The organism is Peribacillus sp. FSL R5-0717, from assembly GCF_038002945.1.
In the GTDB taxonomy this organism is placed as follows: domain Bacteria; phylum Bacillota; class Bacilli; order Bacillales; family DSM-1321; genus Peribacillus; species Peribacillus frigoritolerans.
Genome location: NZ_JBBOOF010000001.1, coordinates 2,453,834 through 2,471,645 on the forward strand (window position 1 = coordinate 2,453,834; position 17,812 = coordinate 2,471,645).

At 42.5% G+C, this 17,812-nt stretch carries 22 protein-coding genes; 6 read left to right on the plus strand and 16 right to left on the minus strand.

All coding sequences use genetic code 11. The features are described from left to right. The first annotated feature begins 82 nt into the window (after positions 1–82). Complete coding sequence (gerQ, locus tag NYE65_RS11940; protein WP_328175768.1) at positions 83–598, plus strand: spore coat protein GerQ; 516 nt, start codon at positions 83–85, stop codon at positions 596–598. A gap of 301 nt (positions 599–899) precedes the next feature. Here the strand turns inward: gerQ and NYE65_RS11945 are convergent, their stop codons facing one another. The 3 genes from NYE65_RS11945 to NYE65_RS11955 form a co-directional block, all read right to left on the minus strand. Beyond that, the gene (locus tag NYE65_RS11945; protein ID WP_053536916.1) at positions 900–1,268 is read right to left on the minus strand and encodes a DUF423 domain-containing protein; all 369 of its coding nucleotides are present in this window, start codon (positions 1,266–1,268) and stop codon (positions 900–902) included. Positions 1,269–1,291: 23 nt separating this feature from the next. Continuing rightward, positions 1,292–1,549: a YwdI family protein gene (locus NYE65_RS11950; RefSeq protein WP_328175769.1), complete on the minus strand. Its 258-nt coding sequence runs from the start codon at positions 1,547–1,549 to the stop codon at positions 1,292–1,294. 270 nt (positions 1,550–1,819) lie between these two features. After that, positions 1,820–2,500, minus strand: coding sequence for a uracil-DNA glycosylase (locus tag NYE65_RS11955; protein WP_328175770.1), 681 nt, complete (start codon positions 2,498–2,500; stop codon positions 1,820–1,822). A 152-nt stretch (positions 2,501–2,652) separates the two neighbouring features. Between NYE65_RS11955 and NYE65_RS11960 the strand changes: the two genes are divergently transcribed. Continuing rightward, a complete protein-coding gene (locus NYE65_RS11960; RefSeq protein WP_328175771.1) occupies positions 2,653–4,086 on the plus strand; it encodes a phospholipase D family protein in 1,434 nt (477 codons plus the stop codon). A gap of 135 nt (positions 4,087–4,221) precedes the next feature. Beyond that, positions 4,222–4,569, plus strand: coding sequence for a general stress protein (locus NYE65_RS11965; protein ID WP_053536921.1), 348 nt, complete (start codon positions 4,222–4,224; stop codon positions 4,567–4,569). Between the two features lie 76 nt (positions 4,570–4,645). Here the strand turns inward: NYE65_RS11965 and NYE65_RS11970 are convergent, their stop codons facing one another. The 4 genes from NYE65_RS11970 to mobA are packed head-to-tail and all read right to left on the minus strand — an operon-like array spanning position 4,646 to position 7,003. Then, the gene (locus NYE65_RS11970; RefSeq protein WP_340860984.1) at positions 4,646–5,665 is read right to left on the minus strand and encodes a MoeB/ThiF family adenylyltransferase; all 1,020 of its coding nucleotides are present in this window, start codon (positions 5,663–5,665) and stop codon (positions 4,646–4,648) included. Between the two features lie 24 nt (positions 5,666–5,689). Continuing rightward, a complete protein-coding gene (moaD, locus tag NYE65_RS11975; protein WP_328175773.1) occupies positions 5,690–5,923 on the minus strand; it encodes a molybdopterin converting factor subunit 1 in 234 nt (77 codons plus the stop codon). After that, positions 5,916–6,380, minus strand: coding sequence for a molybdenum cofactor biosynthesis protein MoaE (locus NYE65_RS11980; protein WP_053536924.1), 465 nt, complete (start codon positions 6,378–6,380; stop codon positions 5,916–5,918). Before NYE65_RS11980 ends, moaD begins: the two co-directional genes overlap by 8 nt. Before the next feature lie 2 nt (positions 6,381–6,382). Further along, entirely contained in the window at positions 6,383–7,003 is a 621-nt protein-coding gene (gene mobA / locus NYE65_RS11985) for a molybdenum cofactor guanylyltransferase (RefSeq protein ID WP_340860985.1), read from the minus strand. Positions 7,004–7,353: 350 nt separating this feature from the next. Between mobA and pdxK the strand changes: the two genes are divergently transcribed. The 3 genes from pdxK (at position 7,354) to bshB2 (ending at position 9,418) form a co-directional block, all read left to right on the plus strand. Beyond that, positions 7,354–8,181 (plus strand): pyridoxine/pyridoxal/pyridoxamine kinase, encoded by an 828-nt coding sequence (gene pdxK / locus NYE65_RS11990; protein WP_170946897.1) that lies wholly within the window; start codon positions 7,354–7,356, stop codon positions 8,179–8,181. Between the two features lie 123 nt (positions 8,182–8,304). Then, positions 8,305–8,652 carry a YojF family protein gene (locus tag NYE65_RS11995; protein WP_048683611.1) on the plus strand — a complete coding sequence of 116 codons (348 nt, stop codon included), beginning with the start codon at positions 8,305–8,307 and terminating at the stop codon, positions 8,650–8,652. 100 nt (positions 8,653–8,752) lie between these two features. Beyond that, a complete protein-coding gene (bshB2, locus tag NYE65_RS12000) occupies positions 8,753–9,418 on the plus strand; it encodes a bacillithiol biosynthesis deacetylase BshB2 (protein ID WP_034315960.1) in 666 nt (221 codons plus the stop codon). 150 nt (positions 9,419–9,568) lie between these two features. Here the strand turns inward: bshB2 and NYE65_RS12005 are convergent, their stop codons facing one another. The 9 genes from NYE65_RS12005 to NYE65_RS12045 all read right to left on the minus strand — a co-directional run bounded on the left by NYE65_RS12005 (position 9,569) and on the right by NYE65_RS12045 (position 17,786). After that, positions 9,569–10,774 (minus strand): MFS transporter, encoded by a 1,206-nt coding sequence (locus NYE65_RS12005; RefSeq protein WP_328175776.1) that lies wholly within the window; start codon positions 10,772–10,774, stop codon positions 9,569–9,571. An 18-nt stretch (positions 10,775–10,792) separates the two neighbouring features. Further along, complete coding sequence (locus NYE65_RS12010; protein WP_053536927.1) at positions 10,793–11,212, minus strand: MarR family winged helix-turn-helix transcriptional regulator; 420 nt, start codon at positions 11,210–11,212, stop codon at positions 10,793–10,795. A 398-nt stretch (positions 11,213–11,610) separates the two neighbouring features. Beyond that, positions 11,611–12,690, minus strand: coding sequence for a PQQ-dependent sugar dehydrogenase (locus NYE65_RS12015; RefSeq protein WP_340862125.1), 1,080 nt, complete (start codon positions 12,688–12,690; stop codon positions 11,611–11,613). 36 nt (positions 12,691–12,726) lie between these two features. Further along, positions 12,727–13,593, minus strand: a complete 867-nt coding sequence (locus tag NYE65_RS12020) for a Cof-type HAD-IIB family hydrolase (RefSeq protein ID WP_340860986.1) — start codon at positions 13,591–13,593, stop codon at positions 12,727–12,729. A 166-nt stretch (positions 13,594–13,759) separates the two neighbouring features. Then, positions 13,760–14,878 (minus strand): PRK06851 family protein, encoded by a 1,119-nt coding sequence (locus NYE65_RS12025; protein ID WP_241636630.1) that lies wholly within the window; start codon positions 14,876–14,878, stop codon positions 13,760–13,762. Between the two features lie 89 nt (positions 14,879–14,967). Beyond that, positions 14,968–15,444, minus strand: a complete 477-nt coding sequence (gene ybaK, locus NYE65_RS12030; protein ID WP_034315977.1) for a Cys-tRNA(Pro) deacylase — start codon at positions 15,442–15,444, stop codon at positions 14,968–14,970. A 213-nt stretch (positions 15,445–15,657) separates the two neighbouring features. Continuing rightward, positions 15,658–17,202, minus strand: a complete 1,545-nt coding sequence (gntK, locus tag NYE65_RS12035) for a gluconokinase (protein WP_340860987.1) — start codon at positions 17,200–17,202, stop codon at positions 15,658–15,660. Between the two features lie 91 nt (positions 17,203–17,293). After that, a complete protein-coding gene (locus NYE65_RS12040) occupies positions 17,294–17,470 on the minus strand; it encodes a hypothetical protein (protein ID WP_340860988.1) in 177 nt (58 codons plus the stop codon). Between the two features lie 49 nt (positions 17,471–17,519). Continuing rightward, positions 17,520–17,786 carry a GntT/GntP/DsdX family permease gene (locus tag NYE65_RS12045; RefSeq protein WP_340862126.1) on the minus strand — a complete coding sequence of 89 codons (267 nt, stop codon included), beginning with the start codon at positions 17,784–17,786 and terminating at the stop codon, positions 17,520–17,522. Positions 17,787–17,812: the final 26 nt, after the last annotated feature.

Below are 17,812 nucleotides of genomic sequence, written 5' to 3' on the forward strand. Positions count from 1 at the left end.
CGCACTGTTTCTCCCAGTCCACACTCTCGGATTATCCAAATTCCACAGCATCAACTAAACCTTGAATTCAGGAGGGAATGCAATGTCACAAAATAATCCTTATGGTAATTATCCGTACGGAGGAAGCCCTTATTACCCCTATGAAAATAATGAGCTTGAACTAAGACAGCAGAATCCTAACCAGCAACAGGGTTACCCGCAGCAAGGATACCAACAACCACCATACCAGCCACAACAGCCCACTATGGCAGGCACGCCACAACAAATGCCGATGCAGGTGAGTCCAGCCACTTCCGGACCGCAGATACCTGGCATGCTTCCGGTCGAACAGTCGTACATCGAGAACATCTTGCGTTTGAATAAAGGGAAATTGGCCACTGTTTATACAACGTTTGAAAACAACAAGGAATGGAATGCCAAGATCTTCAAAGGAATCATCGAGGCTGCAGGACGCGATCACTTAATCATAAGCGATCCTCAAACGGGAAAACGATACTTAATCCCGATGGTATACTTAGATTATATAACGTTCGATGAAGAAATCGAATATGAATATCCATTTGGAGGCACTGGGCTTACCACCTATTCGCCAAGGTAAAAAAATCCTATATAGAGAGCCTCAGAATCTATTTGATTCTGAGGCTCTTCTTATATTGGCATGACTTTTTCCAAAAAGATCGATCAGCTCAGTTTGTAGAGGTTCGGAACATTCCACCTTCAACCCATCAGGTATGGTTTCTATCTATATGTAATAACAAAGTTGATTGGATAAAAAGGTGCGAGCGCGCCTTTGGATAAGCGAGTGCCTGCAGCGGTAATGTACGTCCAAATTGTACAATCCATAAAAAAACTGCAGGCAAACTCGATTTCTTCGAATTTGTCTACAGCCTCAGCTGACCTTACAAGTATTTATACGCAGCAATGATCATTAAGACCCAAGCAACCAAGAAAGAAACTCCGCCAAGCGGTGTGATGGCACCAAGGACTTTGATTTGCGTAACGCTTAGAACGAATAGGCTTCCGGAAAATAGGATAATTCCTATTAGCATAAGCCAGCCGGACCAGTTGATCAGCGGACTATCAATTTTCCCAGCCAATAAACCGAGTACCAATAAACCCACCGCGTGGAACATTTGATATTGAACAGCGGTTTGCCAAGTTTCCAAATATTTATCAGGAATTTTCCCTTCCAGTCCGTGTGCACCGAATGCACCAAGTGCCACAGCAATAAACCCATTCAATGCACCTAAAATGATGAACAGTTTCAATTATTTCGCTCCCCTTCCCTAATTTAAAAATCGAACAAGGACTCCCCATTGGCCTCATCCATTTTAACCGGTTCTACATTCGGTGTAGCCGACATGACGGGCTGGGTCAATGTGATTGGCTTCTGTATGCTGATGTTCGCAGCTTTTTCATCAACCATCACTTCACAAAGGGACTTAATGGCCATTACATACCCTTGCACCTTATCCTCTGAATTTACCTGTTTCGCTTTTAAAACAAGCTCTTCGATTTTATCTAACATTTGTCTTGATGAAATATCCAACTTTACCACCTCGTCTATATACAGGTCAAAACTATCATAACTAGCATAGCAAAAATCAGAGAAGAAAACACCTTGCATATTTCCTACCTTTTAATTGGCTTTGCTTGAAATTTAAAGCATGGCTCTCCTGAAGAACGAAAGACATCAAGAGAAGGCTGGTTTGATGTTTTGAATTGAAAAGTACGGCAGCCTTTTGGAAAACTGAGATCCCAAGTTATATAGAAATGACGGCAAGCCATACAATTCACCCGTTTCGTTCTTTTGCCGATATCATCGGTTCGGGATTTTCCAATCAATTGGAGATTCCCCCATTTCCATCAGCAATTGATTTGTTTTGGAAAATGGTTTGGTGCCAAAGAAACCACGGGAAGCCGACAGCGGACTCGGATGTACAGACTTAATGATTTTATGGCGGGCTTCATCAATCAAAGGGATTTTGGTTTGAGCAGGTTTCCCCCACAGGATGAATACAACCGGTTTCGGACGGTCATTCAATAGGCGAATAATTTGATTCGTAAAGATTTCCCATCCTTTTCCGCGGTGTGAGTGCGCCTCTCCCTCACGGACAGTCAAGACGGTATTCAATAGAAGCACTCCCTGTTTTGCCCATTCGACCAGGTAACCATTATCTGGTACCTCATAGCCAAGATCGGTGTGTAACTCTTTAAAGATATTTCTTAAAGAGGGCGGGATGCGCACCTCCGGCTGGACTGAAAAACTAAGGCCATGCGCCTGACCCTGGCCATGGTATGGGTCCTGTCCAAGGATGACAACCTTTACATCTTCAAAAGGAGTATAGTGAAGCGCATTGAAAATATCGTCCTGATCCGGATGAATGACTTGCTGACTGTACTCTTGCTTTATGAATTCCCATAGCTCCTGGTAATATTCTTTTTTGAATTCCTCTTTCAATAGAGGCCACCAATCATTTGTTAAAAACTGCTTTGCCATCTGCCACAGCCCCTCTCCGCTTATTGAAACTATATTATATCAAACTCCATCGCCTTGCCTTTTTCCATAGATTACGATTTATGTTTCTATATACCCCAAAAAGGGGAAAATAGAAAGCTAGCAAGCAATTTAACCATGTTGGAGGCTTTCCTATGAAAAAGTGGTACAAAAGAAAACGATTTTATCTGCTTGTCAGCATTTTGATCATCATTGCAATCGTCATTGCCTATAACAGCTACAAGCCACTTCCCGATGGCATTTCTTATGAAGGGAAGGTTCATCATGTCGAGGAAATCGATTTCATCTATAATCTTTCCTATCACGACGAACAAGGGAATCTGCAACATGAGCAGCGAATTTTCCAAACCATAAATCAAGCCATAGAAGAGGCTGATTCTTATATCGTAATCGATATGTTTTTGTTTAATGCTTTTTATGATGAAAAGATAAACTTCCCGAAGTTAACCGAGACGCTGAAGGATAATCTAGTTGAACAGAAGAAAAAGAAACCTGACCTCCAGATTATATTCATTACTGATGAAGTGAATACTTCCTATAATGCCTACCAGTTAGAGGCATTGGAAACGATGAAGAAAAATGGAATTGATGTCATTGTTACCAACTTAGACCGCCTCCGGGATCCGAATCCTCTCTATTCAGGTGTGTATCGGACCTTTTTCCAATGGTTCGGTGAAAGCGGGAAAGGCTGGATCGTCAATCCAATGGCTAAAAGCGCACCAAAGGTCACCTTGCGTTCTTATCTTAGACTGATGAATATCAAAGCCAATCACAGAAAAGTGGTCGCGACTGAAAAAACGGCCATCATCTCATCTGCCAATCCTCATGACGCAAGTGGCTTCCACTCCAATATTGCCTTCCAGATGGACGGGAATATCATCGGCGATTTCGTTAAAGCCGAAGAAGCCGCTTCGAAATTCTCGGGAGGACCAAAGTCATTTCCTGAGTTCAAGGAGAAATCAGCTGATAAAGGGCCAATATCAGTACAACTGCTAACGGAAGGAAAAATCAATGAACATGTCCTAAAGGCAATTAAGGATGCCAAAAATGGTGACAAGATCCATCTTGCCATGTTCTACATTGCCGATCGCGAGGTTGTCGAGGCATTAACGGATGCAGCTAAACGGGGTGTGAAGATTGAAATGATATTGGATCCGAATCAAAACGCATTCGGAAGTGAAAAAATCGGGCTGCCCAATCTTCCGGTTGCCGCCGAATTCGAAAAACTTGGGGATGAAAACATCTCGATCCGCTGGTATAAAACAGATAAAGAACAGTTCCATACAAAATTGATGATGATCCAAAAGGCTGATGAAACGGTCATTCTTGGAGGATCGGCTAATTATACTTCACGAAATCTAGATGACTATAACCTTGAAGCGAATGTTGAAATCCATGCTCCAAATGATGCGGACGTTTCCAAGGATGTCGACAGCTATTTCCATAGACTCTGGACAAATCAAAACGGAACATACACGGTGGATTACAGTGAATACCAAAAGAAACTGCCTGTCTTCAAATACTTGACCTACCGCATACAGAAGGTATTCCGCTTCACCACTTACTAAATATTCTTTGAGATAAATGTTTAACAGGGCCCAAATGAGGTTATATACTACTATAGCCAATCAGCAACTGTAATAAGCAAGAATCCATTTACCTATTTTCAAGAAAATCTTAATGAAATTCAAGGAGGAGTTTATATGTATCAAGTACATGTAGTAGAAAACGGTTTACAAGCAAAGGAAAAAATCGATGAATTAGTTACATCAGGTTATACGAAAGACGATGTATATTTGTTTGCCCATGATAAAACCCGTTCTAAACACCTTACCGAGAATACAAATACAGAAGGTGTAGGCATGAAGGAACAAGGTTTCCTTGATACCGTCGGAAATCTCTTTAAATCTCGCGGAGATGAACTTCGTAATCGAATGAGCAACCTTGGCCTTAGTGATATGGAGGCAGAGCGTTACGAGGAAGTTCTTGACGAAGGAAAAGTAGTCATCGTTGCTTCCAAACAAGATAACAAAGACGGGGTCACACACTAAAACCCGTACCATTACCCTATATGGATTCATAAAAAAACGAGGCCCCAAAACCTGGGGCCTCGTTTTTTTATGAGCATTATCCCAGGATGCTTTGGTACGCGGCCTTTGCATGGACCATATCCTTCGTACCGTGAATCAACGCCCTGCCATCCTTGAAAATGACGATACGTTCCCCACCTTTTTCACAGGAGAGAAGAAATGGATTGAATTTCACCAAATAACCGCTGCCGTCCAGATCTTTGGCTAATTTTTCGAGTTGCAGTTCCAGAGGTTTTGGCGGTCTTACCTGTACAGTGTCCCTCCCGCAAAGAACAGCCGTTTTTGTTGCATTTTCCATTGTTAAAAAGGGGTATGTCCTCTGCTCTCCGCATGAGAGACAATCTTTCTTTTTCGCTTTTGTCAATTTAACGGTTTGGTATTGATTTCTCCACAGATCAAAAGAAACAAGTGCAGGCCGTACCGATTCCCAATCTTCAACAAGGATTTTCAAAGCCTCGGCAGTTTGGTGTGCCACTACCATCGTAACAGCTGGTGATATGATCCCTCCTGTGTCACAGGTCATTCCTTGAATCGGGATCGCTTTAAGCAAACAGTGCAAACATGGAGTATGCCCGGGAAGGATCGTCAAAGTCATGCCCACGCTCCCCACACATGCCCCATAAATCCACGGTATATGAAGCTTTTGTGATAAATCATTAATAATCATCCGTGTCTCAAAGTTGTCGGTTGCATCCAATATCAAATCAACATCACCAAGCAGCTGTTCGAGATTCTGAGCAGTTGCGTCCATGATGATGGCATTCACTTCAACCTCATGGTTGATATCCAATAAATGACGCTTTGCCGCCTCTGCTTTTGGCAGTCTCTCTGCGACATCCCGTTCCGTATACATTTGTTGGCGCTGTAAATTACTGGTCTCGACATAATCCCTGTCGACAATGGTAAGCTTCCCTACTCCTGCACGAGTAAGGGCCTCGGCATTAGCAGATCCCAAAGCCCCTGCACCAAGAAGCAAGACATGCTTCTTCATAATTTTCAATTGGCCCCCTTCACCAACTGGGGCGAATAAAGTTTGCCTTGAATATCGCTCTTTCACCGTGAGCCCTCCCTTCCGGACGCTTCACCCTCCACTTACCGGCGGAATGAAAGCAACTGTATCTCCATCAGATAAAGTCGTGTCATCATCAGCAAATTCCTCATTGACCGCTGTCATCACGGTTTCAAGACCTTCCAATTGAAAATCCGCCTTCATCTTTCCTTTTAGCTGGGCAACACTCATTCCATTTCCTTCTATTGAAACAGTCTCTTTGCCTAGCTCATCTTTCAATTGTGCAAATAAAAGTACATTAATCATCAATATCCCCCTCTTCCGGTTTCCCTGATGGATATGGAACGGTTTCCAACTGGTTTCCTACCCATGTTTCCCCATCTTCCCAGTGTTCTTTTTTCCAAATCGGGACGATTTCTTTAATTCTTTCGATCGCATACCTATTCGCCTCATATGCATCATTTCGGTGTGGCGTACTAACGGCAATAACCACTGCGATATCCGTGATTTCAAGTTTACCTACACGATGGGTGATCGCCGTTTCTGCATCAGGCCAACGCTCCTTGATCTCAGATCCGATTTGCTCCAATTTCTTGATGGCCATCGGTACATACGCTTCGTAAATTAAGAAGAGAGTCTTTTTTCCTTTCGTCATTTCCCTCACTGTACCAATAAAAGTCGTGACGGCACCCGCATTTCGACTGACTACTTTATCAATCACTTCCTGGATGACAATCGGCTCTTTTGAAATATTATAATTCATGTCTACCATCCTTTATATAATTCAGTTTGATCAATATAAGCTGCTTCTTGATAATCTTCCCTCGTATTCATATTGAAAAAAAGGTAGTGAAATTGTTCAGGATTCTCGCGATATAACGAAAAGTCGGTTTCTTTCATGATTTTCACCGAGATCTTTTCCAAGAATAGACTCATTTTTAATTCATGTTTTAATAAACACTCCGTCAGTACAGGAAGACACCTTTTATGGTAAACAGCAAAAAGCGGCTGTAGCCTGCCATTTATTTCTGGAATGACAGCATCGAATCCAGGTTCATAATGGGTAATGATATCCTTTATGGCATCTGCACTCACAAACGGCATATCGCACGCTGTAAGGAACTGAAGCTCCGTTTTCGATGAGGTCAGCCCTGCATGCAATCCGCCAAGAGGTCCTTGATTTTTATGTAAATCCGGAACGAGCGGAAGTTGCAGAAAATGATATTCTTCAAATGTATTCGTAATGACCATAATGTTTTCTGACACCTTTTTCAATTCAGATGCCACTCTTGAAATGTTCACAATGCCGCCTACGGTCAAAAGTGCCTTATTCACTCCCATACGGCTTGATTTCCCGCCAGCTAAAAGCAACATGGTCCATTCCATAGAAATCAACCTCCCTTTTTGGGTTTAATCCAGCATCGAACGGAAAAGCTATACTAAATGTGTCTACACTATATTTAAATATATTAAATCAAATTTGAAAATAATGACACTTTCACAACCTTTGCTTTGTCCATCAAAAGATGGAAGTAGGGGCTGACATCCATCCAATTTCCTTAATTACAGGTTCGAAAAATGACTTACGCGAGGCGATTGCCCTTCCTTCGCCAAGACACTCATATTAGGCTGAAAACTAAGTTTTACATAAAAGAAATTTTGGTATATTCTAAAAATAGGATATTAACTGGTATGCTGATAATATCGATATCTAATTCTCCTGAGGAGGTCACATAATGACTATGAAAAGAGCTATGACAGTTGCAGGATCTGATTCGAGCGGCGGCGCGGGTCTTCAAGCAGATTTAAAGACATTCCAAGAATTCGGCGTTTACGGTATGTCCGCTTTAACGACAATCGTGACGATGGATCCGAAGAATGGCTGGGCCCATAATGTATTCCCTACACCGGTCGAAGTTTTGGAAGCCCAAATCGAAACGATTCTATCAATCGGCATTGATGCCATGAAGACGGGAATGCTTGGATCAGTGGAAATCATTGAACTTGTTGCCCGTAAAATAGATGAATTGAAGCTGGACAAAGTCGTAATCGATCCAGTTATGGTATGTAAAGGTGAAGATGAAGTATTGCACCCTGAAACGGCTGTAGCTCTGCGCGAACTGCTTGTTCCACGTGCAACTGTAGTCACGCCTAACCTGTTCGAGGCCGCTCAGTTAGCGGGAACTGCTCCTATCAAGACGATTGATGATATGAGGGCTGCAGCTGAAAAGATTCATGCACTAGGTGCAAAATATGTCTTGATCAAAGGTGGAAATAAGCTTGATCATGATAAAGCCATCGACCTTTTATATGATGGACAAGAATTTGAAATCCTTGAATCGGAAAAAATCGAAACGACCAATACACATGGTGCCGGCTGTTCATCTTCTGCCGCCATTGCAGCTCAATTGGCTGAAGGGAAAAGCCCGCGTGAAGCTATCCTCGTTTCCAAAGACTTCATCACCGAAGCGGTTCGCCATTCTTGGAAAATGAATGACTATGTCGGACCCGTCAATCATGGTGCATACCATAAATATGGAGTTGCGGAAAAAACACAAAAATAAAACATCAAGTTTATGGCCGCTCAAATTCATCGAGCGGCCTTTTTCGCTTTTTTTGTTTTTATTTAGTAAAATAGAAAGAAGGAAAAGCTTATCTAGCCGCCCAGTTAAGGAGGAAATTATCGAATGAAACCTATAGACCGTACAGAGGTGCAAAATGCCATTGATTCTTTCGCCGGACAAGATGTATATCTTCACCTTGAAACGACAAATGGCGCCTATGCCACTCATGTAGATGAAGCTTTCTTCTCGGCAGGTGCTTATATTCGTAACGCTTTTATTCAGTATGAACATGGCAAGATAGTTGGGGATGGACCCTATCGTGTCGGATTGAAGCTCAATATTGGCTGGGTATATGCAGAAGGCGTTAACCACTTCGAAATGGATGAACAGGGGAGATTACTATTGGCAGGCCTTGATTTTTCCGGAAAGCTTGCTGTCTCCATGCAGCTCAGTCCCACTCCCTTTGAATGATGACAACTTGCTTGATATATATCATATGATGATTCCGATGAAAACTCCCATTCACCGATAAACATACTTACTGTAAGTAGTACGGAAGGAGAAATATACCTTGGAAAAAGAACGCCATGTATTAGTTATATTCCCACATCCCGATGATGAAGCCTTCTCGGTCTCCGGAACGCTTGCCCTTCATAGAGAAGCGGGCACTCCTGTCACCTATTTATGCTTAACCTTAGGAGAAATGGGACGTAATTTAGGAAACCCTCCATTCGCAACAAGGGAATCGCTTCCTAAAATTCGTAAAAAGGAATTAATCGATGCAGCAAATGCGATAGGCATCCAAGATTTACGCATGCTTGGATTGCGTGATAAGACGATTGAATTCGAAGATGATGAAAAGCTGACTTCATTATTCACCGATGCCATCAATGAATTGAATCCTTCATTGATCATTACGTTTTACCCAGGATACAGTGTCCATCCGGACCATGAAGCGACAGCACGAGCTGTAGTTCGGGCCGTGGAAAGAATGGAAGAGAAAGAGAGACCTAAACTTCATTGTGTCGCCTTCTCGAATAACTGCATTGACGAATTGGGACAGCCCGACATCGTCCATGATATCACTGCCGTCGAAGAAAAAAAGGTAGCCACATTCACCGCCCACCGTTCGCAAACGGAAGCGATGGTGATCGATTGGAAAGAGAAATTCGAAAATCAGGATGCAGATTTCCTAGACTGGATCCGCAAAGAAAGATTATGGACCTATAAATTTTAAGAAAACCGCCAATAAGGCGGTTTTCTTTGTTTATGGCATAAAAAAACGCCTGTTGGATTACAGGCGGAGAAAAGGGGGATACTTTGGAAAATCAATCATAATATAAGCATCCCCAAAATTTTTCTTTTTATACAATCCTATTGAAAAAATTTAGGCAGACAATCGTTCCTCATGCTGCATTTTCACTCTTGCCGAGGCTTTTTTCCCATGTGCCAAGTAATAAATGCCAATAAGTACGAATGCAAAAACCGACATTCCTATAAATAACCCTTTGAACCCTGTAAATGGAATAAGGAATCCCAATAGGAATGGACCAACACCAATACCGAAGTCATACATTGTAAAAAATGTGGATGTGGCTAATCCCATCCGATTTGATGGGGCTTCCTTGATGGAAATCGCTTGACAGCTTGATTGGAATGTACCGTACCCCACTCCGATCAAGGCGCCTGCAATCAGAAGCGTGATACCATGATGGGATTGACTGAGGATGACCATACCGACGGCAAATAGTAAGAGCGATGGGTAAATAACTGCATTTTCCCCCTTCACATCAAACATCCGTCCTGTAAACGGACGGGACGCCAAAAGGAAAACAGCAAAAACGACAAAGAAGAAGCTCGCCGCATCCATTAAATCCATTTCCTTTGCAAAAGACGTTAAATAGGACAAGATGCTCGAATAGGTAAATCCGGCAAACCCGATAAAAATGGAAATGGGCAGTGCCCTTTTTTCAAAGTAATCGCTGATTTTAAATCCTTTTTGTGGCGAAGCTCCGCCCTTATCCCCCTCAGGCACATTCATGAATAATGATGCAACTAAAGAAAATGCGGCAAATAAGGAGGCTGCATAGAAAATGATGGAATAACTGAAATGCTGTGTTATCAGCAAGCCAATGAACGGACCGAATGCCATTGCCAAGTTGGTACTCATGGCAAAGTAACCCGTACCTTCCCCGCGTCTTTCATTCGGAATGATATCCGCAGCAATCGTTCCAGTTGCCGTAGTGGCAAGGCCAAAAGCAAAACCGTGAATAAGCCGATCGATCAATAAGAGGGATAAACTATTCACAAGGAAATAGCCGATGGATGCGATCAGGAATAGAACCAACGAGCCAAGCAACATCTTTCTGCGGCCGATCTTGTCAATTTTTTTCCCTGCAATCGGTCTGACAAGCACAGCCCCCAGAACAAAAATACTTGAAGCAAGCCCTGCTTGTGCTTGCGACGCATTAAAATTATCCATCGTATAAATGGTCAATGTCACCATCAGGACATAAAAAGTTAAAAATAGAAAAAAGTTCACAGACGAAACAATCAGAAAGTCTTTCGTCCACAATTTCGGTTTGTGATTCATTTCAATCCTTCTTCCTTACTATTGTTTTAATTTTTCCTTCAGGAAAATCAACGTACGTAACGTTGCCTCCCGGTCTTCTTCAGCCAAACCGCTCATTAATTGAAGTTCAAATTCCTCAACCACCTTTTTGGCCTCTTGATAAGTCCTTAAACCTGACTCCGTTAACTGTATTCTCCGTTCCCGTTTATCTTTTCCTGGAACTTGTTCAATCAACTCAAGCTCTTCCAGCCGGTTTACCGTCCTGGTTACCGTCGGTTTCTCCACATCTAAATAAGTGCTTATTTCAACAAGCGTAGAACAGCCGAACTGACTTAGATAATATACAATTGACCATTGGGAATGATAAAGATCAACCTTGGCCAATTGTTCATTTAACTTTTTCGTAAATGACCTTGAAAATTGTAAGTTATGATGAAAAAAACCATTTTGAAAGGACAAAGGTATTCCTCCTGTAAAGTAGTTACCTAGGTAACTATACACCTATTCAATAAAAATGTCTAGCCCTCAGGAAGAACGAAAACAATCGTAGGGACACAGTATCCTCAGCTTCTACACTACTTCCGAGACAAAAAAATACCCTTTTCAGGGGATTCGCGCTTTTACTCGTGATTTTCATGCTTTTACTCGTGAATTTCACGCTTTTACTCGTGAGTTTGGGCGTTATTCGTGAATTTTGCGCTTTTACTCGTGAATTTCACACCTTTACTCGTGAGTTTCACGCTTTTATTCGTGAGTTTCATGCTTTTACTCGTGAATTTGGTGCCATACACAAAAAGGAAACCCCGCTATTGGCGAGGTTTCCCAAATATATGCTTCTTTTCTGCTCATTGATAACATCAAGGCATATTTAACCGAGATAGCGGCAAACGATATAGCTTATCATCCTTTTCATCAGGATTTCCTCGGCCGTCCGTATTGTTGCTTATGAAATATATGAATTCTTCATCAACGAATACATCACGTATCCTTCCTGAGCCCGTAATGATATTGGTCTGTTTTCCGCTCTTTACATCGTAACTCATTAGTGCTTCGCCCCTTAAGGCTGCAAAATAAAGCTTTCCGTCAAAATAGGCCATGCCTGAAGGAGCCCATGTATTTTCACCGGAATGAATCAATGGTTTTACCATATCCGGTTTCTGCTCATCGCCCTGTATCTCTGGCCAGCCATAGTTCTTACCGGGGTCAATTTTATTTAATTCATCGTGGGCCGAATCTCCGTGCTCACTTTCATACAACTGTCCTGCTTCATCCCAAGCCAGACCTTGTGGATTGCGGTGACCGTATGAATAGACATATGAATTCCCGAAAGGATTATCTTTAGGAATGGTGCCATCCAGGTTCAAGCGCAGAATTTTCCCACCTAAAGATTCTATGTCCTGTGCAATTTCAGACTTTCTTGCATCACCTGTTGTTGCATATAGCTTATCATCCGGTCCAATCTTGATCCTGCCGCCATGGTGGAAGTCCCCGCTTGGTATTCCGTCGATTAAGGTCTCCGTCTCCTGCCATATATCATCATTTTTTTCTAAAATGACGATGCGATTGATGGAATTCCCGCCCTCTTCATAAGTATAATAGGCGAAAGCTTGCCCGCTCTTAGAGAAATCGGGAGCTAGCAAAAATCCAAGCAATCCAGCTTCCGCTTTAGCCGACAATGTCTTTTTAAGATTGACCTTTTGCCGTGTCATCTTATCCTTGTCCCATTCGACGATTGTTCCAGTCCGCTCTGACACATACATTATGTCCCCATTCTTCTGAATCGACCACGGGGCCTGCAGTTTCGTTACCAACACATCCGGATCTTCCCCTAAAGTGCCTGTCACTTCCTTGTCAGGATTCGGCTGGTTTTTGCTTTCGTCATCATTCATGTTGCAACCAGTTAAAAACAATGTCGCCATTAGGAAAAATAAGAGCATTTTTTTCAATGTCTTTTCCCCCTTTGATTCATGAGTTTAATAGGCTGCCTGTTTAAGTACCTTTAAAATGGCCTCCGCGACGCCTGATTCATCATTCTTGCCTGTTACTTCATCACACAGTTTTTTAATTTCGAGCGGGGCATTTCCCATTGCGACAGACAAACCTACCCGTTCAAACATGGATACATCATTATAATTATCCCCAATAGCCATGGTTTCCTGCATCGAGCCGGATTTTCCATTCACATATGTTTCAAGTGCCGTACCTTTTTGAGCCGTTTCACTCATGATTTCTACATTTTCACGTCCTGATGAAGTGACTGTAACTCCCTGTCCTTCCAATTTCGAAGCAATTTGATTTAATAAAGTTAAATCCTTTGAGAAGCTGAGAATTTTATAATATTCCTCATTCGAACGGCTGAATAACTCGGAATAATCGGAAATGGAAGTTACCTGTCCCAGCTGTAAACGCTGCTCTGCAAATTTTCGCATACCCTCAGGATCAATGTCGGGATTGGCTGTAACAAATACATCAACCAAAACAGATATTGCGTTTTCATAGTCTTTGGAATAAATCCCCTGACTCGTATATATTTCGAAATAAATCCCTTGTTCTTCGAGGAATCCAGCGACCATTTTAGCAGTGGCTGCTGACATTGGATTGGAAGCGGCAATCTCCCCTTCCTCCGTGAAGAGGGCCGCACCATTTACACAGATGACAGGGCAAACGATGCCTGCTTCATCTAAAGCGAACCTTGCTTCCACATAAGATCTTCCAGTAGCAATGATCACTTCCACTCCCTCGCTTTGCGCCCTCAGGATTGCTTGCTTATTTTCCTCACTGACCTTTTGCATTTTGTTTAGCAATGTTCCGTCCATATCAATCGCAATCGTCTTTATCAATTCAATCGGCCCCTTTTTTCAATATAATCCCTATTTTAACCGAAAGGGCGTGGATAAACACGTTTAACAAACCCGTATATATTCTTGATGTGGCTTCAGGGGTTAAAAAATCCTTTTATGTATATAAATAAACTGCGCCTATTTAAGGTAGGCGCAGTTTATTTTCTTAATGTAGAATCGTTTTTCTATCGGCATCTTGTGCCCGTTCAGTAATCTGTTCATTGATGTCTTTTTGAATATCATCGATGGCTGTAAAATCCATTGCTTTTACATAAATCTTTTCGAGTTCGTCATGCAGCTCTTTTGCCTTAGCCAGATTTGCTGTCGCTTCATTCATTTTCGTCCGATACCTGGTGGAAACATCCTTTAATTGATCGGCATATATTTCATCTGTTCCTGGCAAAATGGCCGTTTTATATATATCAATGATTTCGTCCCCTCCACAACTCGGGAAATATTCATGAGGCGATGTGCTGTCAAAGATGGCGATTCCCACCTCCCGGACGATTACCATGTCCAAGCTATGCGGATCGAAACCACAATGATATATTTCCACATCAAAGCCCCTTTGCTCCGCAGCCTTTGCAATCTTCTTCAGCATCGTTGATTTCCCTGAACCTGGACGCCCCTTTAAAAAGTACCGTTTTTGTATTCCCTCAGTAATATTGGGTATGAAATCAACTGCACCCGTTGGTGTAGCTGCACCTAAGAATCGGTGACGAACATCCGACTTCTTATTAAGGACGATATCTCTATAAAAGCTTTCAATCAATTTATTGGTCAACCCATTCAATTTTGCGAAATCAATATTTGACTTGTAAATGTCTTCCCATTCATCATGTATCTTTAATGCTTCAGCGAATAGGGCATATGCTTTTTCGAAACTCTTGCTTCTCGCATTCGTCAACTTTATGATGGCCGCTCTTTCAGAAGCCAGCTGCTGGGAATCCCAGGCAGCCCCAAGATTCACATATTCCTCAATCGCCCCTGGTGCCTTCGGCTCAATCACATGCGGCGCAGTCCCATCCACGATACCGATTTTCAAAGCCGGTATGATTACTCCATCAATGGAATCGTTATCGGACGAACAATGTAAATACTCGATGTCATAGTCTTTATCCAGCCATTCTTGGCCGATTTTTTTCATAATGGTCGATTTACCGGAACCAGGTCCGCCTTTTAATATGAATAATCTTTCCAGACCTTTTAAATTTGAATCATATAAACTATAAAAACCTTTAGCCGTATTGCCTCCAGCAAAATAATTCATCACTTTTCCTGTCACTTTCACACTCTCCCTCACAATAAAGATGTGATCTTCAAGACAGCGTATGAAAAAAGTGCCTAATAGGTGAATACCTAAAGATAAACAATTTATTTTATTAGGGCTGCAGATTCCGCTTGTGTGACTTCCAGGAATTCTGACGGTTTTAAAACGATCTGTGTACCGATTTTCCCTCCACTTACGATGATTTCAGTCAGGTTTGCTGCACTTTCATCGATAAAGGTCGGGTATTGTTTTTTCATTCCGATCGGGGAACAGCCTCCCCGAATGTACCCTGTGTATTTTTGCAGATCTTTAACCGCAAGCATTTCAATTTTTTTTGCACCTGCGGCCTTCGCTGCTTTTTTCAAGTCTAGTTCGGTGGCTACAGGAATGACAAATACGTAAAGCTGCTGGGGTCCGTTATGGGTGACAAGCGTTTTAAAAACGGTTTCTGGCGCTTTTCCAATCTTGTCCGCAACAGTGATCCCATCAATTTTTCCATCGCGGGCATCATAACTCATCATGCCATACTCTATACGTTTGTTATCAAGAATTCGCATTGCATTCGTTTTACTGGCTCCCATAAGAAATTCCCCTTATCGTTTTATTCCATCTTACCATTTTAATTACTAGGCAAAAAGAAAAGCACAGTGCTTATGCATTTGTGCTTTTAGACTATAGACAAATTCGAGGAAAATCCTGTTTTCCTCAGTTTTTATTAAAAAAAGTTCCAGTTGTTTTCTGAAGTCCGCTCTCTTTTCGACAAATTAAAGCACAGTGCTCATTCATCCTAAGAGTCATTCTAAATGGCGTCTTTGGAAATCCGCTATCCTCTTGTAGTCGCCTTCCAATTGCCTGCTTACTGATAAATAAATTGACATCAATTCTTCATACACTTTGACGTTCTCTTCGATCGGGACAAGTTCATTCGTTTCACCAACCATACCCTCAACCTCATCAAGGCTTTCGATTTCGCCTAAAGCATATAATCCAAGAACGGCGGCACCTAAGCTCGAACTCTCAAAGCTTTCTGGAATTGTCACGTTTTGATTGAATATATCAGCCATGATTTGGCGCCAGAGCTTCGAACGGACAAATCCGCCGCTTGCATGAATCTTCTCGGGAGCACCAGTCAATTCCTTTACGGCTATAAGGACACTGTACAAGTTATACATTACACCCTCCAGTACTGCCCGGACCATATGGTCACGAGTGTGATGAAGCGCCAGTCCAAAGAAGGAGCCCCTTGCATCGGCACTCCATAATGGTGCCCGTTCCCCTGCCATATACGGATGGAATATCAACCCATCAGAACCAGGTGCAATATTAGAAGCCATATCCGTCAGAATCTCATAGGAGTCCTGTCCCGAAGCCTTCGCTTTTTCGATTTCCACACGGCCCAATTGATCGCGTGCCCATCGGAAGGTGATTCCCCCATTGTTGACCGGTCCGCCGATTACCCAATGATTCTCAGTAAGGGCATAGCAGAATGTCCGGCCTTTGGGATCGGTAAGCGGCCTGTCACTGACGGTTCTTACCGCACCGCTCGTTCCGATTGTCACTGCCAGAACGCCTGGCTTGATTGCGTTTTGACCTAAGTTGGCAAGCACGCCATCACTCGCTCCAATCACAAACGGTGTACCAGCATGAATGTTCATTTTTGAAGCTAATTCTTCACTTAACCCTGAGAGGATATGCGTTGTAGGGACAAGCATCGGCAGCTTATCAGCCCCAATTCCAGCAATGGTGAGTGCCTCTTCATCCCACTTCAGTTCATTCATGTTGAACATGCCCGTTGCAGAAGCGAGTGAATAATCCATTACATACTCATTGAAAAATTTATAGATGATGTATTCTTTAATTCCTATAAATTTGTCCGTTTCGTTAAAAATCCCGGGATGCTCATTTCTTAACCACATTACTTTCGTGATTGGGGACATTGGGTGAACAGGCGTTCCGGTCCTGTGATACAATTGCATCCCCTGTTCCGATGCCTTCAGTTTCCTCGCGTAGGCAACACTTCGATTATCCGCCCATGTAATGCTATTCGTAAGCGGGCTGCCGTCCTTACCCATGGCGATCAAGCTATGCATCGCCGAACTGAACGATATCAAGCCCAGTTCTTGCTTTTCTATTCCGCTTGCAATCATGACCTCGCCTATAGCAATGATGACCGCTTTATAAATTTCTTCGGGATCTTGTTCCGCAACGGAAGGAGTTGGACTGTGCAGAGGATATCCCCTTGAACAAGATTGGACAACTTCCCCCCCTTTTGAAAAAAGAACAACTTTCGTACTCGTCGTGCCAATATCGATCCCCATCATATAACCTGAATGTTTCATATATACATCATGCTCCTTTCTCTTAAACAATTGAATTCAATAGTAAGATTAGGATAAGTGAAACGACTGATATAATCATTTCCATAACCGTTCAAGTCTTTATCGTGTGTGCGACTGCTGACCATCCAAAATCTGCTCCATTCACATGTGATGGAGTAATGGACCGGCAATTTACTATAACACCAGGACAGCAGATTTCATCATGTCTGTAACGAGCCAGCCCAACAATATCAAAGGATGTCGCTAGACTGACTTGCAATGGCTTCATTAACCAGCTCTTGCCATACATTTTTAAATGCACCGCCCGCTCCAATAATCTAGATGACGGAGGCAGCGGACATGAATTGGTTTTGCTCCCCTTTATTAAAACCTCTAGCGCAACCTAATGTAAAGAGTGAAACCATGAGGCGCAATGATTGGTTTTCCAATGAAATCAACCCATCATTCCATGTTGAATCTTCACCAAAGCTCCGATCAACATTACCAAGAGTAATACCTACCCCTTTCTGAACAGCATCTGCAACATCCCGAATATCCATACCTGTGATGATCCCTAAAGTGACGGAAACGAGCAGTAACGCAATATATGGGTTTCATTTTACTTTGGCAT